The organism is Shewanella surugensis (assembly GCF_023284005.1).
Classification (GTDB): Bacteria; Pseudomonadota; Gammaproteobacteria; order Enterobacterales; family Shewanellaceae; genus Shewanella; species Shewanella surugensis.
Genome location: NZ_JAKIKS010000015.1, coordinates 22,477 through 42,603, shown reverse-complemented (window position 1 = coordinate 42,603; position 20,127 = coordinate 22,477). Strand labels below are relative to the sequence as shown.

Annotated in this window: 15 protein-coding genes and 1 pseudogene; 8 read left to right on the top strand and 8 right to left on the bottom strand. The window is 41.1% G+C overall.

What is annotated here, in order from left to right:
* Positions 1–68: 68 nt before the first annotated feature.
* The 3 genes from mazG to rlmD form a co-directional block, all read right to left on the bottom strand.
* Positions 69–866, bottom strand: a complete 798-nt coding sequence (gene mazG / locus L2764_RS05660) for a nucleoside triphosphate pyrophosphohydrolase (protein ID WP_248939264.1) — start codon at positions 864–866, stop codon at positions 69–71.
* Between the two features lie 20 nt (positions 867–886).
* Positions 887–3,094, bottom strand: a complete 2,208-nt coding sequence (gene relA / locus L2764_RS05655; RefSeq protein WP_248939263.1) for a GTP diphosphokinase — start codon at positions 3,092–3,094, stop codon at positions 887–889.
* A 125-nt stretch (positions 3,095–3,219) separates the two neighbouring features.
* Positions 3,220–4,647, bottom strand: a complete 1,428-nt coding sequence (gene rlmD / locus L2764_RS05650; protein WP_248939262.1) for a 23S rRNA (uracil(1939)-C(5))-methyltransferase RlmD — start codon at positions 4,645–4,647, stop codon at positions 3,220–3,222.
* A gap of 94 nt (positions 4,648–4,741) precedes the next feature.
* On the opposite strand from rlmD, the gene barA reads away from it, so the two are divergent.
* The 8 genes and pseudogenes from barA to L2764_RS05610 all read left to right on the top strand — a co-directional run bounded on the left by barA (position 4,742) and on the right by L2764_RS05610 (position 16,168).
* The gene (barA, locus tag L2764_RS05645; RefSeq protein WP_248939261.1) at positions 4,742–7,534 is read left to right on the top strand and encodes a two-component sensor histidine kinase BarA; all 2,793 of its coding nucleotides are present in this window, start codon (positions 4,742–4,744) and stop codon (positions 7,532–7,534) included.
* Complete coding sequence (locus L2764_RS05640) at positions 7,531–8,142, top strand: YjaG family protein (RefSeq protein WP_248939260.1); 612 nt, start codon at positions 7,531–7,533, stop codon at positions 8,140–8,142. The genes barA and L2764_RS05640 overlap by 4 nt, the downstream gene beginning before the upstream one ends.
* Before the next feature lie 449 nt (positions 8,143–8,591).
* A pseudogene (locus tag L2764_RS05635) lies at positions 8,592–9,544 on the top strand (AEC family transporter).
* Positions 9,545–9,701: 157 nt separating this feature from the next.
* A complete protein-coding gene (recN, locus tag L2764_RS05630; RefSeq protein WP_248939259.1) occupies positions 9,702–11,360 on the top strand; it encodes a DNA repair protein RecN in 1,659 nt (552 codons plus the stop codon).
* 540 nt (positions 11,361–11,900) lie between these two features.
* Entirely contained in the window at positions 11,901–13,406 is a 1,506-nt protein-coding gene (katE1, locus tag L2764_RS05625) for a catalase KatE1 (RefSeq protein WP_283106917.1), read from the top strand.
* An 83-nt stretch (positions 13,407–13,489) separates the two neighbouring features.
* Positions 13,490–13,819, top strand: coding sequence for an ankyrin repeat domain-containing protein (locus L2764_RS05620; protein WP_248939258.1), 330 nt, complete (start codon positions 13,490–13,492; stop codon positions 13,817–13,819).
* Positions 13,820–14,103: 284 nt separating this feature from the next.
* Positions 14,104–15,609, top strand: coding sequence for a catalase (locus L2764_RS05615; RefSeq protein ID WP_248939257.1), 1,506 nt, complete (start codon positions 14,104–14,106; stop codon positions 15,607–15,609).
* 91 nt (positions 15,610–15,700) lie between these two features.
* Positions 15,701–16,168 (top strand): ankyrin repeat domain-containing protein, encoded by a 468-nt coding sequence (locus tag L2764_RS05610; RefSeq protein WP_248939256.1) that lies wholly within the window; start codon positions 15,701–15,703, stop codon positions 16,166–16,168.
* A 109-nt stretch (positions 16,169–16,277) separates the two neighbouring features.
* On the opposite strand, the gene L2764_RS05605 is transcribed toward L2764_RS05610, so the two are convergent.
* The 5 genes from L2764_RS05605 to ribBA all read right to left on the bottom strand — a co-directional run bounded on the left by L2764_RS05605 (position 16,278) and on the right by ribBA (position 19,992).
* A complete protein-coding gene (locus L2764_RS05605; RefSeq protein ID WP_248939255.1) occupies positions 16,278–16,772 on the bottom strand; it encodes a phosphatidylglycerophosphatase A family protein in 495 nt (164 codons plus the stop codon).
* Positions 16,773–17,729 (bottom strand): thiamine-phosphate kinase, encoded by a 957-nt coding sequence (thiL, locus tag L2764_RS05600; RefSeq protein WP_248939254.1) that lies wholly within the window; start codon positions 17,727–17,729, stop codon positions 16,773–16,775. It abuts the gene before it with no gap.
* Between the two features lie 74 nt (positions 17,730–17,803).
* Positions 17,804–18,211 carry a transcription antitermination factor NusB gene (nusB, locus tag L2764_RS05595; protein WP_248939253.1) on the bottom strand — a complete coding sequence of 136 codons (408 nt, stop codon included), beginning with the start codon at positions 18,209–18,211 and terminating at the stop codon, positions 17,804–17,806.
* 15 nt (positions 18,212–18,226) lie between these two features.
* Positions 18,227–18,703, bottom strand: coding sequence for a 6,7-dimethyl-8-ribityllumazine synthase (gene ribH / locus L2764_RS05590; RefSeq protein WP_248939280.1), 477 nt, complete (start codon positions 18,701–18,703; stop codon positions 18,227–18,229).
* 185 nt (positions 18,704–18,888) lie between these two features.
* Entirely contained in the window at positions 18,889–19,992 is a 1,104-nt protein-coding gene (gene ribBA / locus L2764_RS05585; protein ID WP_248939252.1) for a bifunctional 3,4-dihydroxy-2-butanone-4-phosphate synthase/GTP cyclohydrolase II, read from the bottom strand.
* Positions 19,993–20,127: the final 135 nt, after the last annotated feature.

Here is a 20,127-nt window from a genome sequence, read left to right as displayed (position 1 = left end):
CCGACTCGACAAATGGGAATTCACTTTAAATCAGGATATTTTGATTTTTATGCAACTTAATACCTCTGTTACACTTTTTCTTCTTGTTTAACCGCGTCCCAATAGGCATCAAGTTCTGATAACGTTTGCTCCGTCATGAGACTTCCTGACGCCACCACTTTAGCTTCTACCCCTCTAAAGCGTCTTTCAAACTTACGATTAGCCTGCCTTAATGCCTGTTCAGGATCCACCTTTAAGTGTCTGGCCATATTGACCACAGCGAATAACAAGTCACCCATTTCGTCTGCCACTTTTTCTTGTTCGATAATGGACTGATTGACTTCATCAAGGACTTCTTCTATCTCTTCGTGAACTTTTGCCACCACAGGCGCCAGTGTATCCCAATCAAATCCCACTTGGGCCACCCGCTTTTGTATTTTAACTGAACGAGTCAGGGCGGGTAAGGTCAATGGAATATCATCTACAGCAGAATGCAATTGCCTCTGCGCACGTTCTTTGGCTTTTAAAGACTCCCAACTCTGTTTGATTTCAGCACTGCTCTGGATCTCTTTATCACCAAAAACATGAGGGTGGCGATGGATAAGCTTGTCACAAATTTTATTGACCACTACACCAAAATCGAATAGCCCTTGCTCTTTCCCAAGCTGACAATAAAATACCACTTGAAATAACAGATCCCCCAGCTCATTGGGCAATTCATCTAAAGCCATTCGCTCGATGGTATCGGCAACTTCATAGGCCTCTTCAATCGTAAACGGCACGATGGTGTCAAATTGTTGGGCAAGATCCCATGAACACCCCGTCTCAGGATCCCTTAGCTTCGCCATAATATCGAGTAGCGGCTGAATATTGTGCTCATTGTTCATCTCTGTCTCCTCACTCAACATCACAATCTTCGGGCCTCACTCACCCCTTCCACTAGACTCAATTTTGCAATCACTCTCGATAATGCATCCAGATTATAAAGCTCCAGTTGCAGTTCAATAACGGCGGTTTGTGTTTTCACATCGGATGATGAGCTCATTGATAATACATTAGATTTCTCGGCTGCTAATACTGAAGTTAAATCACGAAGTAGCCCAGATCGGTCATTAGCAATCACTTTCAAGCTGATTTTATAGCCGCCCGCATAATTCTCCCCCCACACCACATCGACGCCACGCTCAGGCTGTTCTTTCATCAATTCTTTTAACTGTTCACAGTCAGAACGATGAACCGAAATACCCCGTCCTTTGGTGATGAAACCAAAGATTTCATCTCCAGGTACCGGTTGACAGCAACCTGCAATATGGCTCATTAAGTTACCGACGCCATTCACTTCAACTTGGCCTTTTCCTTTAGCACTCGGCTTATTGATACTCTTTTTAACGAGTTCTTCAACCACGTCTTCATCAGACAGCTCTTGAGGCTTTAGTTGGCTTTGAACATGATTAACCACTTGATTAAGACGCACATCACCGCCACCGATACCAGCGAGTAAATCATCCATTCCCACCATATTGAAACGCTCTACGGCTGATTGCGCATCTTTAATTTTTAAATTAATCCGCGCCAATTCTGTCTCTAACATTTCTCGCCCAGCACTAATATTTTTATCTCTATCTTGCTGCTTAAACCAATGCTGAATTTTAGAACGAGTACGAGAAGTGCGAATATACCCCAAATTAGGGTTTAACCAATCTCGTTTGGGATTGGGCTGATTTGAGGTGATAATGTCTATGCGCTGACCGGTTTCAACTTGATAAGTAAAAGGCACAATACGGCCATCCACTTTAGCCCCTATACATTTATGGCCCACTTGAGAATGGATATAATAAGCAAAATCCAGCACCGTCGCCCCTTGAGGCAAATCAATCACTTCACCACTTGGGGTAAAGACATAGACCCTATCTTCGAAAACTTGGCTACGGACTTCTTCCACTAAATTGCCGCTTTCTGCGACATCTTCTTGCCATTGCAAAATTTTACGCAGCCAGTTGATTTTTTGCTCATAACCACTTTGTTTACTCGTATTAGCGCCTTCTTTATATTTCCAATGCGCCGCAACCCCAAGTTCAGCATCTTCATGCATTTGCTCAGTTCGAATTTGTATTTCAACCGTTTTACCTTCAGGCCCCACAACGATGGTATGAATGGATTGATAACCATTGGGTTTTGGATTCGCCACATAATCATCAAATTCTTTAGGGATATGGTGCCATAAGGTGTGCACCACCCCTAAAGCGGCATAACAATCTTGCAGTCTATCGGTGACAATACGCACCGCGCGTACATCAAACAACTCATCGAACTTAAGTTGCTTGCCTTGCATTTTTTTCCAAATGCTATAGATATGCTTAGGGCGACCATACACTTTCGCGCGAATATGATCGCTATCGAGCCGCACTTGTAACTGACTAACAAAGTCCTCAATAAAGGTTTCTCTGTCTAAGCGTTTTCCATCGAGTTGTTTAGCGATATCTTTATAGATCTGTGGATGCAAATAACGAAATGAGATATCTTCTAATTCCCACTTGAGTTGCCCAATTCCTAGCCTATTTGCCAGTGGCGCATAAATATCGGCAATTTCTCGCGCAATTAACACTCGAGTCTCTTCATCCGCCGTTTTGATTTCCCGCAGTAAGCAAATTCGTTCGGCCAATTTGATCACCACGGCTCGGACATCTTCCACCATGGCCAGCAACATACGCCGAATATTATCAATTTGAGGCGCATTACCGCGTGATTGCTCTGTTATTTTTAATGCACCAATAGCATTCATTATTTCAACGCTGCTCACCAGATTGGCAAGAGACACCCCAAACTCATCTTCAAGATCGGACTTTTCAACTAAACCTGCATCAAATGCCACAAATATAATGGCCGCCTGTAACGTCTCAATATCCATATTAAGCGGGGCTAGAATTTCAATCATTTCGCGGCTACGCTTGAGAACATCACCAGCCTGTTGACTTTTCTTTGCCAGTAACTGCTCAACGTTGATGAGCAAAGTGAGTAACATTTGCGCTTCATCGCTATCACTGATATAACGATTCACCCACTCTTCAAGTTGAAAATGCGGATCGCTAAAATGTGCTTCACGAACAGATACCATCGATGAGATCCCTTTATTGTGCTCAAAAAATAACATTATTGCCTAGGGGTATTTCCTAGAGGCCGTTTATCTTCAAAATTCACTCTACATTGTCAATAAATGGGAGCTGAACATTCTATGTATTATCAGCATTTCAATTCAAATAGAGCCATAGACTCAAGGTGATGTGTTTGTGGAAACATATCAACCATACCCATTTTTTTTAATTGGTAACCTTGCTGTAAAATCAGTTCACTGTCTCTTGCTAAACTTGCGGGGTTACAAGACACATAAACCAGTGCACGGGGTTGCAATTTTTTTAGCCACTTAAGACTTTCATAAGCACCTGCTCTAGCAGGATCTAACAATATTTTATCCACTTTGCCCAGCCAAGGCTCTTTGGATAAATCACTGCTTAAATCGGCATGATAAAAAGACACATTTTCTAAGCCATTGTGTTGTGCATTTATCTGGGCTTGTTTAACCATTTCAGGCACGCCTTCCACCCCTATCACTTCAGCCCCAGACCGAGCCAATGGCAGGCTAAAATTACCGACACCACAAAACAAATCCAATACACGCTCACCAGTCTTTGGTGCAAGCCAATCAATCGCCTGAGAAACCATAGCCTGATTAACCGTTCGATTCACTTGTATAAAATTACCAGCAGAAAAGTGCAGTTTATCCTCATTTAAAGCATAAAAAGGCGCAGAGCGTCCTGTTAATGATTCACATATTCCTTCATTATCAAGCAATAAGAGACTAATGTTTTGTGCTTCGCCAAAGGTGATGAGCTTCAGCTTATCTTTATCAGATAACACGGTAGTGATCCGAATAACCGCAAAAACACCATTATCTGCTTCAGTCAACTCAAGGTGACCGAGTGATTTTTTGGCATTTAGCTGGTTAAATAACTTAGCAAATAAAGGAATTAAAATCGATAAGGCTTTAGCCAACACTAAGCACGATTGAATTTCAACCACTTGACTACTGCTATTGGCCCTAAATCCTAAGCTGACGTGTTTCGTTTTGGAATCATACCCCGTCGCTAAGCGTGCACGACGTCGGTAATGCCAATCTTCATCGAGTAACGATGCCGCTAACAAGCCCTCAGGTAAAGCAGACAGGTCCACTTTACTCATCGATGCTTTCGCTCCTTTATTAAGCTTTGGCTCTTTATGCGTCATTCCCTTCATTTGCGGATGACACACACGAGAACCAGTAAATCGCGTTAACAAATCCACTAAAGCATGTTCTTTATGCGCTCTTTGCTCGCTCATCGCTAAATGTTGTAAATCACAGCCACCACAATGCTGATAATGCTCACAACGTGGCGCAACACGTTGAGTCGATACTTGATTAATTTTAATCAGCTTAGCTCGAGAAAAATTCTTTTTTTGCTCTGTTAATTGCACCGTCACACTCTCACCCGGCAAGGCCTCAGGGATAAAAACAATCTTACCTTGATGATGAGCAATCCCAGCACCGAGATGGTCTAATTGACTCACCTCGAGTGCAAGCTTGATCGACAATTGCTTCTTTTTATTGGGTGTTGCTTTAAAAAACTGTGCCATTTAGGCCTCTAAATTGATAAAAAACTGGCCAACAGGACCCTACTTCTGGCAATATATGAAATAATTTCACTAACTTACGGTAAATTACGACTCAATGAACAATGCCAATAACATGGCCAAATACAGCCTGCGCTCTTGGGTTCTGGTACTGGCATTAGCGCCGACAATTTTAGTCGGTATATTATTAGGAAGCTATTTTACCATAAATCGATTCTATGAGCTTGAAGAAACGCTCACAGAACAAGCGAGCAATATCATCGAGCCTTTAGCCATTGCTGCCGAAGCTGGATTAGAAAATAACGATTTTGAAACCACTAAAAGACTCATTACCTCAGCCCAACTGAATAAGCCATCTTTGGTACAATTTATTGCTATTTTTGATAATGATAATCGGGTAATAGTCACCTCACATCATTATAAAAATCATGAATTCATGCGCTTTGAACAAGCCACCGATCGCTTAAAAGAAACCGAGATAGAGCATTTAGGCGATAGCTTAATCCTACGCAGCCCTATTTTTTCAACTCGAAATAATTTAATCCAGTCTTACAATAGTCACTCGATGCAACCGCAATATAACGAAAAAAAATTAGGTTATATCGCCATTCTGATCAATAAGGAAAATGCCTTATTAGAGCAACACCGGGCGGCTGTTGCCGCCTTCATCATTGTATTAATTGGTGTTCAGCTCAATCTTCTGTTCACTTTTAGATTGGTTAAAAACGTCACTCAGCCCATTACAGAAATGGTAAGGGTTGTCGCTAAAATTCGTGAAGGGAAACTTGATACTCGCTTAACGGGTAATTTAATCGGTGAGCTAGATTTACTCAAACGCGGCATTAACGCCATGGCGGGATCCTTATCCGAATATCATGAAGAAATGCAGCAAAATATTGATCAAGCAACGTTGGATTTAAGGGAAACATTAGAACAAATTGAAATTCAAAATGTAGAATTAGATTTAGCGAAAAAACGCGCTCAAGAGGCGAGCCGCATTAAGTCAGAATTCTTGGCAAACATGTCTCATGAGTTGCGCACGCCATTAAATGGCGTGATCGGTTTCGCTAAGCAACTGCTTAAAACCCCTCTACATTCCAGTCAACAAGACTACATCACCACCATCGAACGAAGTGCAACCAATTTATTAGGCATCATTAATGATATTCTCGATTTTTCTAAATTAGAAGCCGGAAAAATGGCCTTAGAAAACATGCCTTTTTCATTAAGAGAAACCATAGATGAAACCATCATCTTATTAGCCAACAGTGCCTATGAAAAAGATCTCGAGCTGGTCATCGACATTGATCCCAATATTCCCGAAGATGTGTCAGGGGATGCCATGCGGTTTGGGCAAATCATTACCAACTTAATCGGTAACGCCATTAAGTTTACTGATAAAGGTAGCATTCTGTTAAAAATTCAGCTCACGACACTGATCGATCATCAGATCTGTTTAAAATGTGAGGTCAGTGATACCGGCATTGGGATTGATCTCAATCAACAAGCCTGTCTATTTCAGGCTTTTGGTCAGGCAGACTCATCAATATCTCGCCGTTTTGGGGGCACTGGTTTAGGATTGGTTATTACTAAACGCCTCGTAAACCGGATGGGAGGCGAAATAGGCTGTGATTCATCCCCTCATTCAGGCTCAACGTTTTGGTTCACTTTTAACCTACAACAAAGTCAATACCCCATTAATATTCCGTATAATATACAAGAATTAAAAAACAAGAGTTTACTCTTGTTCGAACCAAGAGACTTATCCCATTCGGCCATAGACAGACTTTTACAACTTTGGGGACTACAGGTTCGTCACGTGCGCACTCAAGAAGAATTAAGCAGTTTATTAATACACACTGATAGACATTTTGATTATGCACTGTTAAGCAGTATCGGTTTGTTAACCCCCCAACTTTCTCGAAATATGATTAAGCAAGTTAAAGACAAATCAGATTATGTATTAGTGATCGCTCATGGCCTTGATCAGCAAGAAACCTTATCACAATTTCATCCTTACGTTGACAAGATGCTACCCGCACCGTTAAGTGAACGCAGTTTAGCAAAAAGCCTCATTTATCCACATAGTCATTCACAGCAATATCTCCCTGCTCAAGCAATGGTAACCCCTCCCTTAAGTCGAGAAAAATTGAGTGTCTTTGCCGTCGATGATAATCCTGCAAATTTAAAATTAATTGATACTTTACTGAAAGAAGTCGTCAGCCATGTCACCGTCACCGACAGTGGCGACAAAGCCGTTATGCTGGCCAAACAACGTCGTTTCGATCTCATTTTCATGGATATCCAAATGCCTGGCACGGATGGACTCAGTGCCACAAAACAAATTCGTCAAGATTCACTTAACCGCAATACCCCTATTATTGCGGTCACCGCCCATGCTATTGCAGAAGAAAGAGAACACATTAATGCATGCGGCATGAATGACTACTTACCGAAGCCCATCGACGAGTCAGCCCTTAAAGATATCATTCAAAAGTGGAAGAAACGCCCCACTTTTACGCATTTTGACCAAAATACCTTAAATTGGGATCTGTGTTTATCGCAAGCAAATAACAAGCCTGATTTAGCATTAGACATGATGAAAATGTTATTAGATTCATTACCTGAAACACGGGATAATATCCAGCAGGCCCTTGATAAAAGCGACAGCCCCTCAATGCTCAGTCATGTTCACAAGCTCCATGGCGCAAGTTGCTATTGCGGCGTCCCCAGAACACAAAAACTTTGCCATGAAATTGAGTCAGCCTTGAAAAAAAGCAAGAGCCTTGATGACGTTGAACCTGAAATCCTTGAGTTACTTGATGAGCTAACTAAGGTAGAATCGGCAGCAGATCAATTGATATCACAGCTATCTTCGGACATAAGATGACAAAAAAACTGGGATTTTTTAAACGTCTCAAAGCGTTAGAACTACCACAAAAGAAATTATTTGCAATCGCACTTTGCCAGCGAATGCTGCCTAATTACCAATTATTCTCTGATGTATGTGAATTTGGCGATCCTCAAGTACTCGATACTTTACTTAATTTGTTATGGCAATCCATGTATGACACAAAACTTAAGTTGAATATTGATCTCCATTTAGATCGCCTTGAAGCCAACACACCTGAACCTGCAGATTTTGACATGTACGGTGTTTATCCAGCAATGGATACAGCAGTGGCATTAACCTCTCTCCTCAGTGCCATGCAAAGTAAAATCGAAGACGACATTGTTAATATCAGTAAGTTATCATCAAGTACTGTCGCTAACTACATAGAAGCAACCTGTGAAATTGAATTTGATAAGGAGTCGGCATTAGACGATTACATCTTTGAACATGCCGTCATGCAAGCAGAGAAAGAGGTACAAAATACCTTATTAGACATCATCGAAGCACAAGCTAACATCACCCCAAACTTCATCAAAGATTTCCGCCGCGATATCGTCGCCGTAGGAATTTCGAACATAGGGATCAGTTCGCCCATACAAGAGTAATAAGCACGATACCCGTGATACTTGAAGATGCAGGATTCAGCTGGAATTAAAAGCCTTTTAGGCAAGGCTTTGAACAGAGAGCCTAGTGATGATTCTAAGCTGATGTTCAGTAACACAGTATAAAAAGCTTTTAAACCAGCCCTGGGGAGTTCGTAAAAACACCTACTTCTGCGTTGCATTATCTTAAAAGGCAATAAGCATTCCTGCAATAATACATCTTGAATTACGCACTTTTTCGAACTCTGAAAACATGCATCTTCAAGTATCACGGATATAGACCCAAAAAGTATAACAAGGTGATGGCCGCTAAAATGGCTATCCCCTAAATAACACTCTACTCATCTATACTTATTCAAAGGAATAAGTACCTATCTTTCAACTAACATTCAGTCTCTCTTGCCAAGCCTTTCGAATTGAAACGACTTAGCTCATCGCTTTAGGTTAACGTTATGCCGCTTATTTTAACCCCGTTAATGGCCATATTCTTCATCATGTTACTCGGCACGCTGGTACAAAAGCTCAAAATACTGCCAAGTAATGCCGATCAAAGTCTCAATTTATATGTGTACTATGTGGCCCTGCCCGCCATCATCGTTACCGCGCTGTCAAACACACCCATTAATGAAATTTTGCAATGGGGTTTATAATGGTCTGACTCTGGCGATGCTCGTGTCTTACAGCTTATGCATTATAGTGTCATTAATCGTCAAGCCCAAACAACAGGCACTGGCAGCCATCAGAGCGCTCAATGGCACTTTTGGTAATACCGCCTTCATTGGTATTCCTGTGATGATGTTGTTATTTCCACAACAACCTGCAGCGTTCACCTCAGCCGCCATCGCCAGTTTAATTTCTATCCTTATGTTTGATTGCTTTAGTCACCATAGAGCTCCAACTCAATAGACAACAGAGCTCAGGTATCATGATTATCACTCGCGCCCTGAGTACTAATCCTATCATTATCGCAGGCATCATCGGTATTGCTTTATCCAGTTTGTCATTACCACTCTACACGCCCATCGATTTAATGCTCACTCAAATCGGGGCAACCTCAAGCCCTTGTGCATTATTCGCCATAGGGATGGTACTTGCCAAGGCTCCAAGACAATCGGGGGCCGCTAATCCTCAGAAAATAAAACTCTCTGAGCTATTAACAATCAATGCCGTAAAGCTCGTGCTTCAACCAATATTAGCTTACTGTTTTCTTATCTATTTTAACGTCGATCATCAACAGCTATTCATGGGGGTCATCTTAACGGCTCTACCGACTGCTGCCAGTGTCTATTTACTCGCTCAACGTTACCAAATCAATACGTTAAGCAGCGCATACGTCGTTTTAGTTGGCACCATCATCAGCTTTATTACTTTACCTGTTATTGAAAAATTATTGGCACAAGTTTAAAAAACAATCGCCGCGTAGAAAATTATTTTTCTTCAACAGGGTGAAAAAACACCACTTGATACTGACAAAGTATTTACTGTATAAAAAAACAGTCTATACTGTATAAAAATACAGTCCACTGTCTATCAATACAGTATTTAGAGAACAGGACATCATTATGCTTTGCCAACTGAGTATCAATAATTTTGCTATTGTGCGTTTTCTCGAATTAGATTTCAAAGCGGGAATGACCAGTATTACTGGTGAAACAGGTGCCGGTAAATCCATTGCGATTGATGCACTAGGACTATGCTTAGGTAATCGAGCCGATGCCAATACCGTGCGTGCTGGTGCCAGTAAAACAGAAGTCAGTGCCCGCTTTGCTTTGGCTGATGTGCCGTTAGCCAAACGTTGGCTAGAAGACAATGATCTCGAGCTCGATAATGAATGTATTCTTAGGCGTACAATAAGCACAGATGGCCGTTCTAGAGCCTATATTAATGCCAATCCAGTGCCTTTAGCTCAACTGAAGTCTCTTGGGCAACTTCTCGTTGGTATCCATGGTCAACACGCCCATCATGCCATGCTTAAAAGTGAGCACCAACTGACATTGTTGGATAACTATGCCAATCATAAATTATTGTTAGACGCGGTGAGTAATGGTTATCAACGCTGCAAAATAGTCGAAAAAGAACTCAAGCAACTGAAAATGTCTCAACAACAAAGACTCGCCCGTAAACAGTTACTCCAATACCAAGTTGAAGAACTCAATGAATTTTCCATTGAAGAAAATGAGTTTGAACAAATTGAAGCCGAACATAAAAAGCTCGCCAATGGCACTGAACTGGTAGAATCTTGTCAAAATCAATTATTTTTATTACAAGAAAACGATCAAGGTAGTATTGAATACTTATTAAACAATGCCATTTCGCAAGCCCAAGTGCTCGAAGGCTATGATCCCAAATTAACCAACATCACCGCTATGCTCAATGATGCTTTTATTCAAGTCCAAGAAAGCACTAATGAACTCACCCATTACCTGGATGGACTCGAACTCGATCCTGAACATTTGGCTTATTTAGAACAGCGATTATCTAAAGTCATGCAGCTTTCAAGAAAGCACCAAGTCCAACCTAATAAACTTTATACTCATCACCAAGCGTTATTAAGTGAACTCAATGAGCTAGGTTCTAATGAGGACAAACTTGAAGAAGTTCAATTACAATTGCTCCAGTGTAGAGAACACTATCTACAACACGCTAAAAAGCTCAATCAAAGTCGTAGCCGCTATGCAAAAGAACTTGATAAAAAAGTGACCCAATCTATACATGAATTAAATATGCCTAAAGGCAAGTTCACCATTGATATCCAATTTAATGCTGAAAGCGTCTCCAGTAATGGTTGCGATCATATTGAATTTCTCGTATCAACCAATCCCGGTCAAGAACTTCAAGCCTTAGCGAAAGTCGCGTCAGGTGGTGAACTATCCAGAATTGGCTTAGGGATCCAGGTCATTACCGCCAAAAAAGTCTCCACCCCTACCCTGATTTTCGATGAAGTCGATGTGGGTATTTCAGGCCCTACTGCCGCTGTTGTTGGACGAATGCTGCGAATATTAGGTAACTCAACCCAAGTCTTTTGTGTCACTCACCTCCCTCAGGTTGCAGGAAATGGTCATCAACACATGTTCGTGAATAAACATACCAAAGCTGGCAATACAGAAACAAGCATGGTTCCATTAGACAAACCTAGCCGTATTGAAGAACTCGCCCGTCTTTTAGGGGGCGATATGATCACCAATAACACACTCGCCAACGCAAAAGAACTGTTGCAATAAAATGTGGGTTATACCTAAGTGTCATAATGGCCAATCATACCCTAGCCCGTCCAGATACTGAGTACAACGGGCTTGTTTGAACATTGACACGCCCCACAATCATGTCCAAGTTCAAGATGCTATCATGATTGGCGACTTAGCAAGGCTGACAAAAAACATATTTAATTAGAATACAACTCACCTTAACAACAGAAATAACACAAGATAAACACAAACAACCAAGCCGCTCTCTGACTATTCCATCGCTTAATCGTTTTACAACTCGTTGCCTTAACCTAAATTGTTACCGTTCGCCTCTTTTCACTCTAAATTAACACGAAAAACATAACTCACTAATAAATATCGATTAAAATATTTATTCAATGTTTATATCAACACCCAATATATCTCTATTCACATTCTCCCTCCCTGATCCACAGCCATATACTGAGCGCACTAATCGATTTTATTAATTCATATAATCGATAAAAGCCACTGCAATTAATTCGATTTATCGATAATACTGAGCGCTATAACCGAATACATCAATGGAGACTAACCATGAAACTAACTAAAAGCATTGCCTGTTTATCAATAGGACTCTCATTAAGCGCACAAGCACAAATAATGACTCGAGACAATGGAGCACCAATCGGTGATAATCAAAACTCAACCACTGCGGGTAGCCAAGGGCCGGTCCTCTTACAAGATGTTAATTTAATTCAAAAGCTACAAAGGTTTGCTCGAGAGCGTATTCCTGAACGAGTGGTTCATGCTCGAGGAACGGGCGCTTATGGCGAGTTTGTCTCCGATAGTAACTTTAGTGAACTCACCCGCGCAGCCCCTTTTTCTCAAGCGGGTAAAGCCACCCCTGTATTTGTTCGTTTCTCAACGGTTATTCATTCTAAAGGCTCACCAGAAACCTTAAGAGATCCAAGAGGCTTTGCAACCAAATTTTACACCGATGAAGGTAACTGGGATCTGGTTGGCAATAACTTACCGGTATTCTTTATTCGTGACGCCATTAAGTTTCCCGATATGGTGCATTCTTTAAAACCTTCCCCAGTCACCAATATACAAGATCCTAACCGCTTCTTTGACTTCTTTAGTAATGAGCCAGGTTCAACGCATATGCTCACTTGGGTGTATACCAATTTAGGGACACCCGCTAGCTATCGAAAAATGGATGGCTGGGGAGTTCATGCCTACAAATGGATTAATCAACAAAATGAAGTTAAATACGTCAAATTTCATTGGAAAAGTCAGCAAGGGGTAAAAGGCTTAACATCTGAAGAAGCCAGCCAAATACAAGGAAAAAACTTTAATCATTTAACCGATGATCTGTATAGTGAAATCAACAATAAGAACTATCCTAAATGGGATCTATACGTCAAAGTACTTAAACCTGAAAACCTCAATAACTTTGACTACAACCCATTAGATGCAACAAAAATGTGGCTCGATATCCCTGAAGTTAAAATGGGTACCATGACGCTTAACCGAGTACCCGGTAACTTTTTCCAAGAAACCGAGCAAGCAGCATTCGCCCCCTCAAATTTAATTCCGGGTATCGAGCCTTCTGAAGATCGCTTATTACAAGGTCGGATTTTTTCTTATGCTGATACACAATTATATCGCTTAGGCGCTAATGCATCACAGCTGCCAATCAATCGTTCTAAAGTCGTATCGGCTAATTATAATCAAGACAGACAAGGCAATAGCGATCTAACACAATCAGATGTTAATTATCAACCGAGTCAGCAAGTGCCTTTAACCGATGATCCACAATATAAAAGTGTGAATACGTCACTTAATGGCACCATTCAACAGCTGGCGATTAAAAAACAAGATAATTTCTCTCAAGCGGGTGTCTTATACCGAAGTTTAACCGAGCAAGATAAAAAGGATTTAATCTCAAACTTGGCTGGCGATCTTGGACAAGTCATTAACCCAAAAGTGAAATATACCATGCTCAGTTACTTCTACTCAGCCGATAAAGATTTTGGTCAACGACTCACGAAAGCCGTTAATGCCGATTTATCAAAAGTAAAAGTCATAACTCAATAAAGTCCGCCTAAACAGAACAAAGTGTCATCCTCATGACTCTTTGTTCTCACTTCACATCATTCTGTTTAAAGAGGTCATATCTCATGAGAATATTTTTCAGCGTACTCATCTTAATTAATCTGATATTATTCAGTCTGAGTAATATTGTACAAGCCAAAGAAGTGGATCATAAACAAGAAGCCAGTCAGCTCATCGACTATTTTTTTGCTGCTGCGAGACTGGGTGATAATGAAATCATTAATCGTTTCCTTGACGCTGGTTTCCCCATGAATCAAAGCAATGAGCAAAGCTACACAGCATTAATGGTCGCCGCTTATAATGGACAATACGAAACCACAGCACTATTGCTCCAAAGAGGTGCAATGCATGCTTACAAGATAAACGGGGCAACACAGCCATCATGGGAGCCTTGATAAAAGCAGAGTTAAATATTGTGCGTTTACTTTTCAATCAAAGTTGTGATGAAAATATCACTAATAAATCAGGCTTAACCGTCAAAGCTTTTGCACAATACTGGGGGCAATCAGATGCCTTTCCCCTCAAGTAGTTCATGCAACGTATCCAAATTAATGAAAATGCATGTTTCATTTTATTAAAAATAACACTCGCTAATATTAAGTCCACTAGATCTTAATCCTACTATACTAAAATACGGAGACCATAACCCAAACACTTAGTTAATACATGGAGACTCGTAATGAAACTGACTAAAGGCATAACCTGTTTATCAATAGGATTCTCATTATGTGTACAAGCAGAAACTATGACTAGAGATAATGGTGCGCCTATTGGCGATAATCAAAATTCAATGACAGCTGGCAGTCAAGGTCCCGTTCTCCTTCAAGATGTTCATTTGATCCAGAAACTGCAACGTTTTGCCAGAGAGCGCATACCAGAGCGAGTGGTTCATGCTAGAGGAACGGGCGCTTACGGAGAGTTTGTCTCCGATAGCAATTTCAGTGAACTCACCCTTTCAAGCCCTTTCTCTCAAGCAGGTAAAGTAACCCCTGTTTTTGTTCGTTTTTCAACGGTCATTCACTCTAAAGGCTCACCGGAAACCTTAAGAGACCCCAGAGGCTTCGCTACGAAGTTTTACACCGATGAAGGTAACTGGGATTTAGTCGGTAACAATTTACCTGTCTTTTTCATTCGTGACGCCATTAAGTTTCCCGATATGGTGCATTCTTTAAAACCGTCACCAATCACTAATATACAAGATCCCAACCGATTCTTTGATTTCTTTAGTAATGAGCCCGGTTCAACACATATGCTCACTTGGCTTTATACCAATTTAGGCACCCCGGCAAGCTATCGAAAAATGAATGGCTGGGGAGTCCATGCCTACAAATGGGTTAATAAACAAAAAGATGTCAAATATGTCAAATTTAATTGGAAAAGTCAGCAAGGGGTAAAAGGCTTAACAGCTGAAGAAGCCAGTCAGATCCAAGGAAAAAACTTTAACCACTTGACCGATGACCTTTACAGTGAAATCAGCAAGAAAAACTATCCTAAATGGGATCTATATATCAAAATCATGAAACCTGAAGATTTGAATAACTTTGATTATAATCCACTTGATGCAACAAAAATGTGGCTCGATATCCCAGAAGTAAAAGTGGGTACCATGACGCTTAATCGCGTACCAGATAACTTTTTCCAAGAAACTGAGCAAGCCGCCTTTGCACCTTCGAATTTAATCCCTGGTATTGAACCTTCTGAAGATCGATTATTGCAAGGAAGGATATTTTCTTATGCTGACACACAATTATATCGCTTAGGGGCTAACCTATCCCAATTACCTATTAATCGAGCTAAAGTAACCATAGCTAATTACGATCAAGATGGACAATCAGATAACGGCAATACACAATCCGATATAAATTACCAGCCAAGTCAGCAAGTACCTTTAGCGGGTAATCCACAATATAAAAATACAAATACCCAATTAAATGGGACGGTTCAACAATTACCCATAAAAAAAGAAGATAACTTCTCTCAAGCGGGTGTCTTATATCGAAGTTTAACAAAGCAAGATAAAAAGGATTTGATCTCGAACTTAGCGGGCGATCTAGGGCAAGTCGCTAATCAAAAAGTCAAATACACCATGCTAAGTTATTTCTATTTAGCCGATAACCAATTTGGCCAACGCCTGACAAAAGCCGTTAATGCCGATTTATCAAAAGTCAAAGTAATGGCAAAATAATCAACCCAGCCGAAACGAGTAAAAAATCTGTTTAACCCCATGATTTTTTTACTCTAACCCCCTATCACTCAGCTCAAAGAGATCATCTCTAATGAGAATGTTTTTCGCGATACTCATTTTAATTAACCTTATATTCTTCAGTATTGCCAATATCGTTCAAGCAAACACAATCGATAATAAGGACAAAATAGCTGAGCTGGTCGACTATTTTTTTGCTGCTGCGAGACTGGGTGATAATGAAATCATTAATCGTTTCCTTGATGCCGGTTTCCCCATTAATCAAAGCAATGAGCAAAGCTACACAGCATTAATGGTCGCCGCTTATAATGGACAATACGAAACCACAGCGCTATTACTCCAAAGAGGTGCCAATGCATGCTTACAAGATAAACGAGGTAACACAGCCATCATGGGCGCTTTGATAAAAGCTGAAGTACGAATCACACGCTTGCTTTACAACCAGAGCTGTGATGAAAGCCTCACCAATAAATCGGGATTAACTGTCGAGGCCTTTGCACAATATTGGGGCCAATCTGATGCGCTAACGAATAATGAATAACAAGCACCATTAACGGCTAAATGAAAACGAGAAATAGAGTTAAAAAGCAAAGTATGGTTATCTACCACTGCCAATAACTGTATTGGTTATTAATATAATAAAAGCCATATCAAGCAAAATTAAAGGCTAACACTTGCATACAAAATAGGGCTAATATTCCAGCTAAGACATCATCAATCATAATGCCAAACCCACCATGAACATGCTTATCTAACCAACTTATTGGCCAAGGCTTAATAATGTCAAAAAACCGAAATAATACGAATCCCACTCCCAGCCACAACAGACCAGCAGGCGCCGCAATCATAGTGATCAGCAAGCCGATGACTTCATCCCATACAATGGCTCCATGATCATGTACTTGCATGTCCTTTGCCGCTTTACCGCAAATATAAACCCCCACAATGGCGCCGATTGCAACACACATTAAATAGAGTGGAAAACTTAAATGCATCATCAGTAAATAGAAAGGAATCGCCGCTAAGGTACCAAAGGTACCTGGAGCCTTGGCCACTAAACCAGAACCAAAACCTAAAGCTAAACAATGAATAGGATTGCGTAAGGATAAGCGTGATAACGCTTTATCTTTTGATAATAAATTCATTTAAAAATGCTCAAATCCACAATTAATAGCTTCAAAGGCCGCACCATTGCTTTGCAATTTCAATTGTTCGCCTGTCGTTATTTGGCCAACTTTAGAAAATGTCACTCCAGTATGAGCTAACGACGTTTCTAACGCACCTTTTTGGGCTTCGGGAACGGTAAAGAGCAATTCATAATCCTCACCACCAGTTAAGGCGTAACCCAACGCTTCATCGATCGGGACAGCATTCTTTAAAGCCAATGATAAAGGCAATGCATCAACATCAATAATAGCACCCACGTGAGAACTCTTTATTAAATGATTAATATCAGAAACTAAGCCGTCAGATAAATCAATAGCACTGGTCGCCAATTGCCGTAAAGACTGACCTGCTAACACGCGAGGAGTCGGATAATAATGCCGTTTAATGAAATAAGCTTTGTCAGCTGCATTCACTTCAACTTTCCCTCGTAATATATCTAAACCCAACGCTGAATCCCCTAAGGTCCCAGTCACATAAATCCAATCACCATTTCGAGCACCACTTCGAGTCAAGGCTTCATCTTTGGTCACTTTACCATTAATGGTAATAGTAATACTTCTGGGGCCACGAGTGGTATCTCCCCCAACCAAAGACACACCATAGTATTGCGCCGCCTCAAATAATCCGTCACTAAATTCGCTGAGCCATGACTCATTAACTTCAGGTAAAGTCAGTGCTAACGTCATCCATGCAGGCTCTGCCCCCATCGCGGCTAAATCCGATAAATTTACCGCTAAGGACTTATAACCCAAAGCATGTGCAGGGATCTCTTTATAAAAATGGACGCCCTCAACTAATGTATCGCATGAAATCGCAATCGACTTATTATCAGTCGCCTCGACTAATGCGCAGTCATCGCCAATGCCAAGACTCACATCTCGACGCGGTGACGACCTACCGGTAAAAAAGCGTTCAATCAATTGAAATTCTTTCACAATAGCAATCACATATTTAAAATATTGGAATCAAACAGCTAAAAAAAACGGTATCCTTAAGATACCGTTCCAGTTTATTTTTTACGTCCCACTAATTTATCAAGTATACCATTGACAAATCTATGACTCTCTTCAGCGCCAAAAGCTTTTGCGAGCTCTATGGCCTCATTGATGGCAACTTTATAAGGGACATCTTTACGATAAGTTAACTCAAAAGTGGCTAATCGCAAAACGGCTTTCTCAACCGGATCCACTTCTTCAAGTGGACGTTCCAAATGAGGAGCAATAAGCTCATCCAATTGGCTTTTCTTAGTAGCAACACCCGCGAATAACTCACGGAAATACGCTACGTCGACGCCGTCTACAACATGTTCAGTTAAAAATTCATGTTCAACATCGGCAATATTATTACCGCTTAATTGCCAAGAATAAATAGCCTGAACGGCTAAACGGCGGGCCTTACGGCGCTCAGAAGGCTTCATTACGGGTTCCTAATATTACAACTGTGCTTCAAGTTCTTGCAGAACGTTAACCATTTCAAGCAAACTCAAAGCAGCTTCACCACCTTTATTGCCTGCTTTAGTACCCGAACGTTCAATCGCTTGTTCAATGGTATCGGTCGTTAACACGCCAAATGCAACCGGAAGATCATATTCAAGTGCCACTTGAGATAATCCCTTATTACATTCACCTGCAACAAAATCAAAATGAGGTGTGCCACCACGGATCACTGCACCCAGTGCAATAATACCGTCAAATTTAGCGCTTGCCGCAACACGACGAGCAGCCAGAGGCAGTTCAACAGCGCCAGGGACACGAATAACAGTGATATTTTCATCTGCGACCTGTCCAAAGCGCTTAAGGGTATCCACCGCCCCATCAAGTAAACTTTCAACTAGAAAGCTGTTGAAACGCGATATTACAATCGCAACCTTGGCATTTTTTGCTTCGATATTACCTTGCACTACGTTCATCATCTTACCTAAATTAGCTTAATTACCCAGCATCAGGGCGGAAGAGGCGCTATGATACCACAGCACTCTTCTCTGATCCCCATGCAATTGATAAGAAATGTGATAACTTACTGCTACCCTACCTAAGGGGCTTGATGATGTAAGGAACATCTGACACTGACATCAACAACTCACCAAGGGAAAAATTAGTCAGCGATGTAATCCGTCACTTCTAAACCAAAGCCCGATAGGGAATGATAACGCTTTGGCGAACTCAACAAACGCATTTTAGTCACGCCGATCTCGGCTAAAATTTGTGATCCTACCCCCACACGTCTTGACGTGCCCGTCCATTTAGCCGCACTCGGCGCTTGTCCGTTATCTTCAGCCTCAAAAGCTTTGACTTTCGCAATAATATCATCATTATTTTCATGGTTTGCGAGTAAAACCAATACGCCACCATCTTCCGCAATACGTTGCATAGCCTGATCTAATGGCCAGCTACGTTGCTGATTTCTTTCTGAATATAAAAGATCATTAAAGGTATTTTGAAGATGAACTCGAACCAAGACACCTTCCTTTACCTCACCTTTTATCAAAGCATAATGTAGCTGATTATCAATGGTATCTTTGAAGGTGATCATTTCAAACTCACCAAAGCGTGTCGGCAGTTTACATTGCCCTTCACGGACAACGGTGGTTTCTTTGGTGTTACGGTATTCGATTAAATCAGCAATCGTGCCAATTTTAATATCATGCTTTTCAGAGAAGACCTCTAAATCTGGACAACGTGCCATGGTGCCATCTTCATTTAAAATCTCCACAATGACACCAGAAGGTTCAAAACCCGCTAATCGGGCTAAATCACATCCCGCTTCAGTGTGACCCGCTCTGATCAGTACGCCACCTTCTTGCGCCATCAAAGGAAAAATATGCCCAGGTTGGACCAAATCGACTGCCTGCGCATTTTTAGCGACCGCGGCTTTAACCGTGACAGCCCGATCATGAGCAGAAATACCGGTTGTAACTCCCTCTGCCGCTTCGATCGATACGGTAAAGTTGGTAGAAAACTGTGCATTATTATTACTCACCATTAACGGTAAGTTGAGTTGTTTACAACGATCCTCTGTCAATGTTTGACAGATCAACCCGCGGCCATAGGTGGCCATAAAGTTTATCGCTTCAGGCGTCACGCAATCTGCTGCCATAATAAGATCGCCTTCATTCTCACGGTCTTCGTCATCCATGAGGATCACCATTTTTCCGAGACGAATATCTTCGATGATCTCTTCTATACTGTGTAATGCCATTAGTCGAACCTTATCGTTATTTAGCCACTAACTGAGTAAAGGACATTATCTGTCATCACAAAAAATAATCCCAGATCATCGCAGCCCAGTCATTAAAAATAGATTATCTATTCCAAAAATAGAATCTTAACGCAA

Excerpts from the sequence above, each read along its gene's own strand:
- mazG (WP_248939264.1), bottom strand. The coding sequence starts at position 866 with ATGAACAATGAGCACAATATTCAGCCGCTACTCGATATTATGGCGAAG.
- relA (WP_248939263.1), bottom strand. The coding sequence starts at position 3,094 with ATGGTATCTGTTCGTGAAGCACATTTTAGCGATCCGCATTTTCAACTT.
- rlmD (WP_248939262.1), bottom strand. The coding sequence starts at position 4,647 with ATGGCACAGTTTTTTAAAGCAACACCCAATAAAAAGAAGCAATTGTCG.
- barA (WP_248939261.1), top strand. The coding sequence starts at position 4,742 with ATGAACAATGCCAATAACATGGCCAAATACAGCCTGCGCTCTTGGGTT.
- L2764_RS05640 (WP_248939260.1), top strand. The coding sequence starts at position 7,531 with ATGACAAAAAAACTGGGATTTTTTAAACGTCTCAAAGCGTTAGAACTA.
- recN (WP_248939259.1), top strand. The coding sequence starts at position 9,702 with ATGCTTTGCCAACTGAGTATCAATAATTTTGCTATTGTGCGTTTTCTC.
- katE1 (WP_283106917.1), top strand. The coding sequence starts at position 11,901 with ATGAAACTAACTAAAAGCATTGCCTGTTTATCAATAGGACTCTCATTA.
- L2764_RS05620 (WP_248939258.1), top strand. The coding sequence starts at position 13,490 with ATGAGAATATTTTTCAGCGTACTCATCTTAATTAATCTGATATTATTC.
- L2764_RS05615 (WP_248939257.1), top strand. The coding sequence starts at position 14,104 with ATGAAACTGACTAAAGGCATAACCTGTTTATCAATAGGATTCTCATTA.
- L2764_RS05610 (WP_248939256.1), top strand. The coding sequence starts at position 15,701 with ATGAGAATGTTTTTCGCGATACTCATTTTAATTAACCTTATATTCTTC.
- L2764_RS05605 (WP_248939255.1), bottom strand. The coding sequence starts at position 16,772 with ATGAATTTATTATCAAAAGATAAAGCGTTATCACGCTTATCCTTACGC.
- nusB (WP_248939253.1), bottom strand. The coding sequence starts at position 18,211 with ATGAAGCCTTCTGAGCGCCGTAAGGCCCGCCGTTTAGCCGTTCAGGCT.
- ribH (WP_248939280.1), bottom strand. The coding sequence starts at position 18,703 with ATGAACGTAGTGCAAGGTAATATCGAAGCAAAAAATGCCAAGGTTGCG.
- ribBA (WP_248939252.1), bottom strand. The coding sequence starts at position 19,992 with ATGGCATTACACAGTATAGAAGAGATCATCGAAGATATTCGTCTCGGA.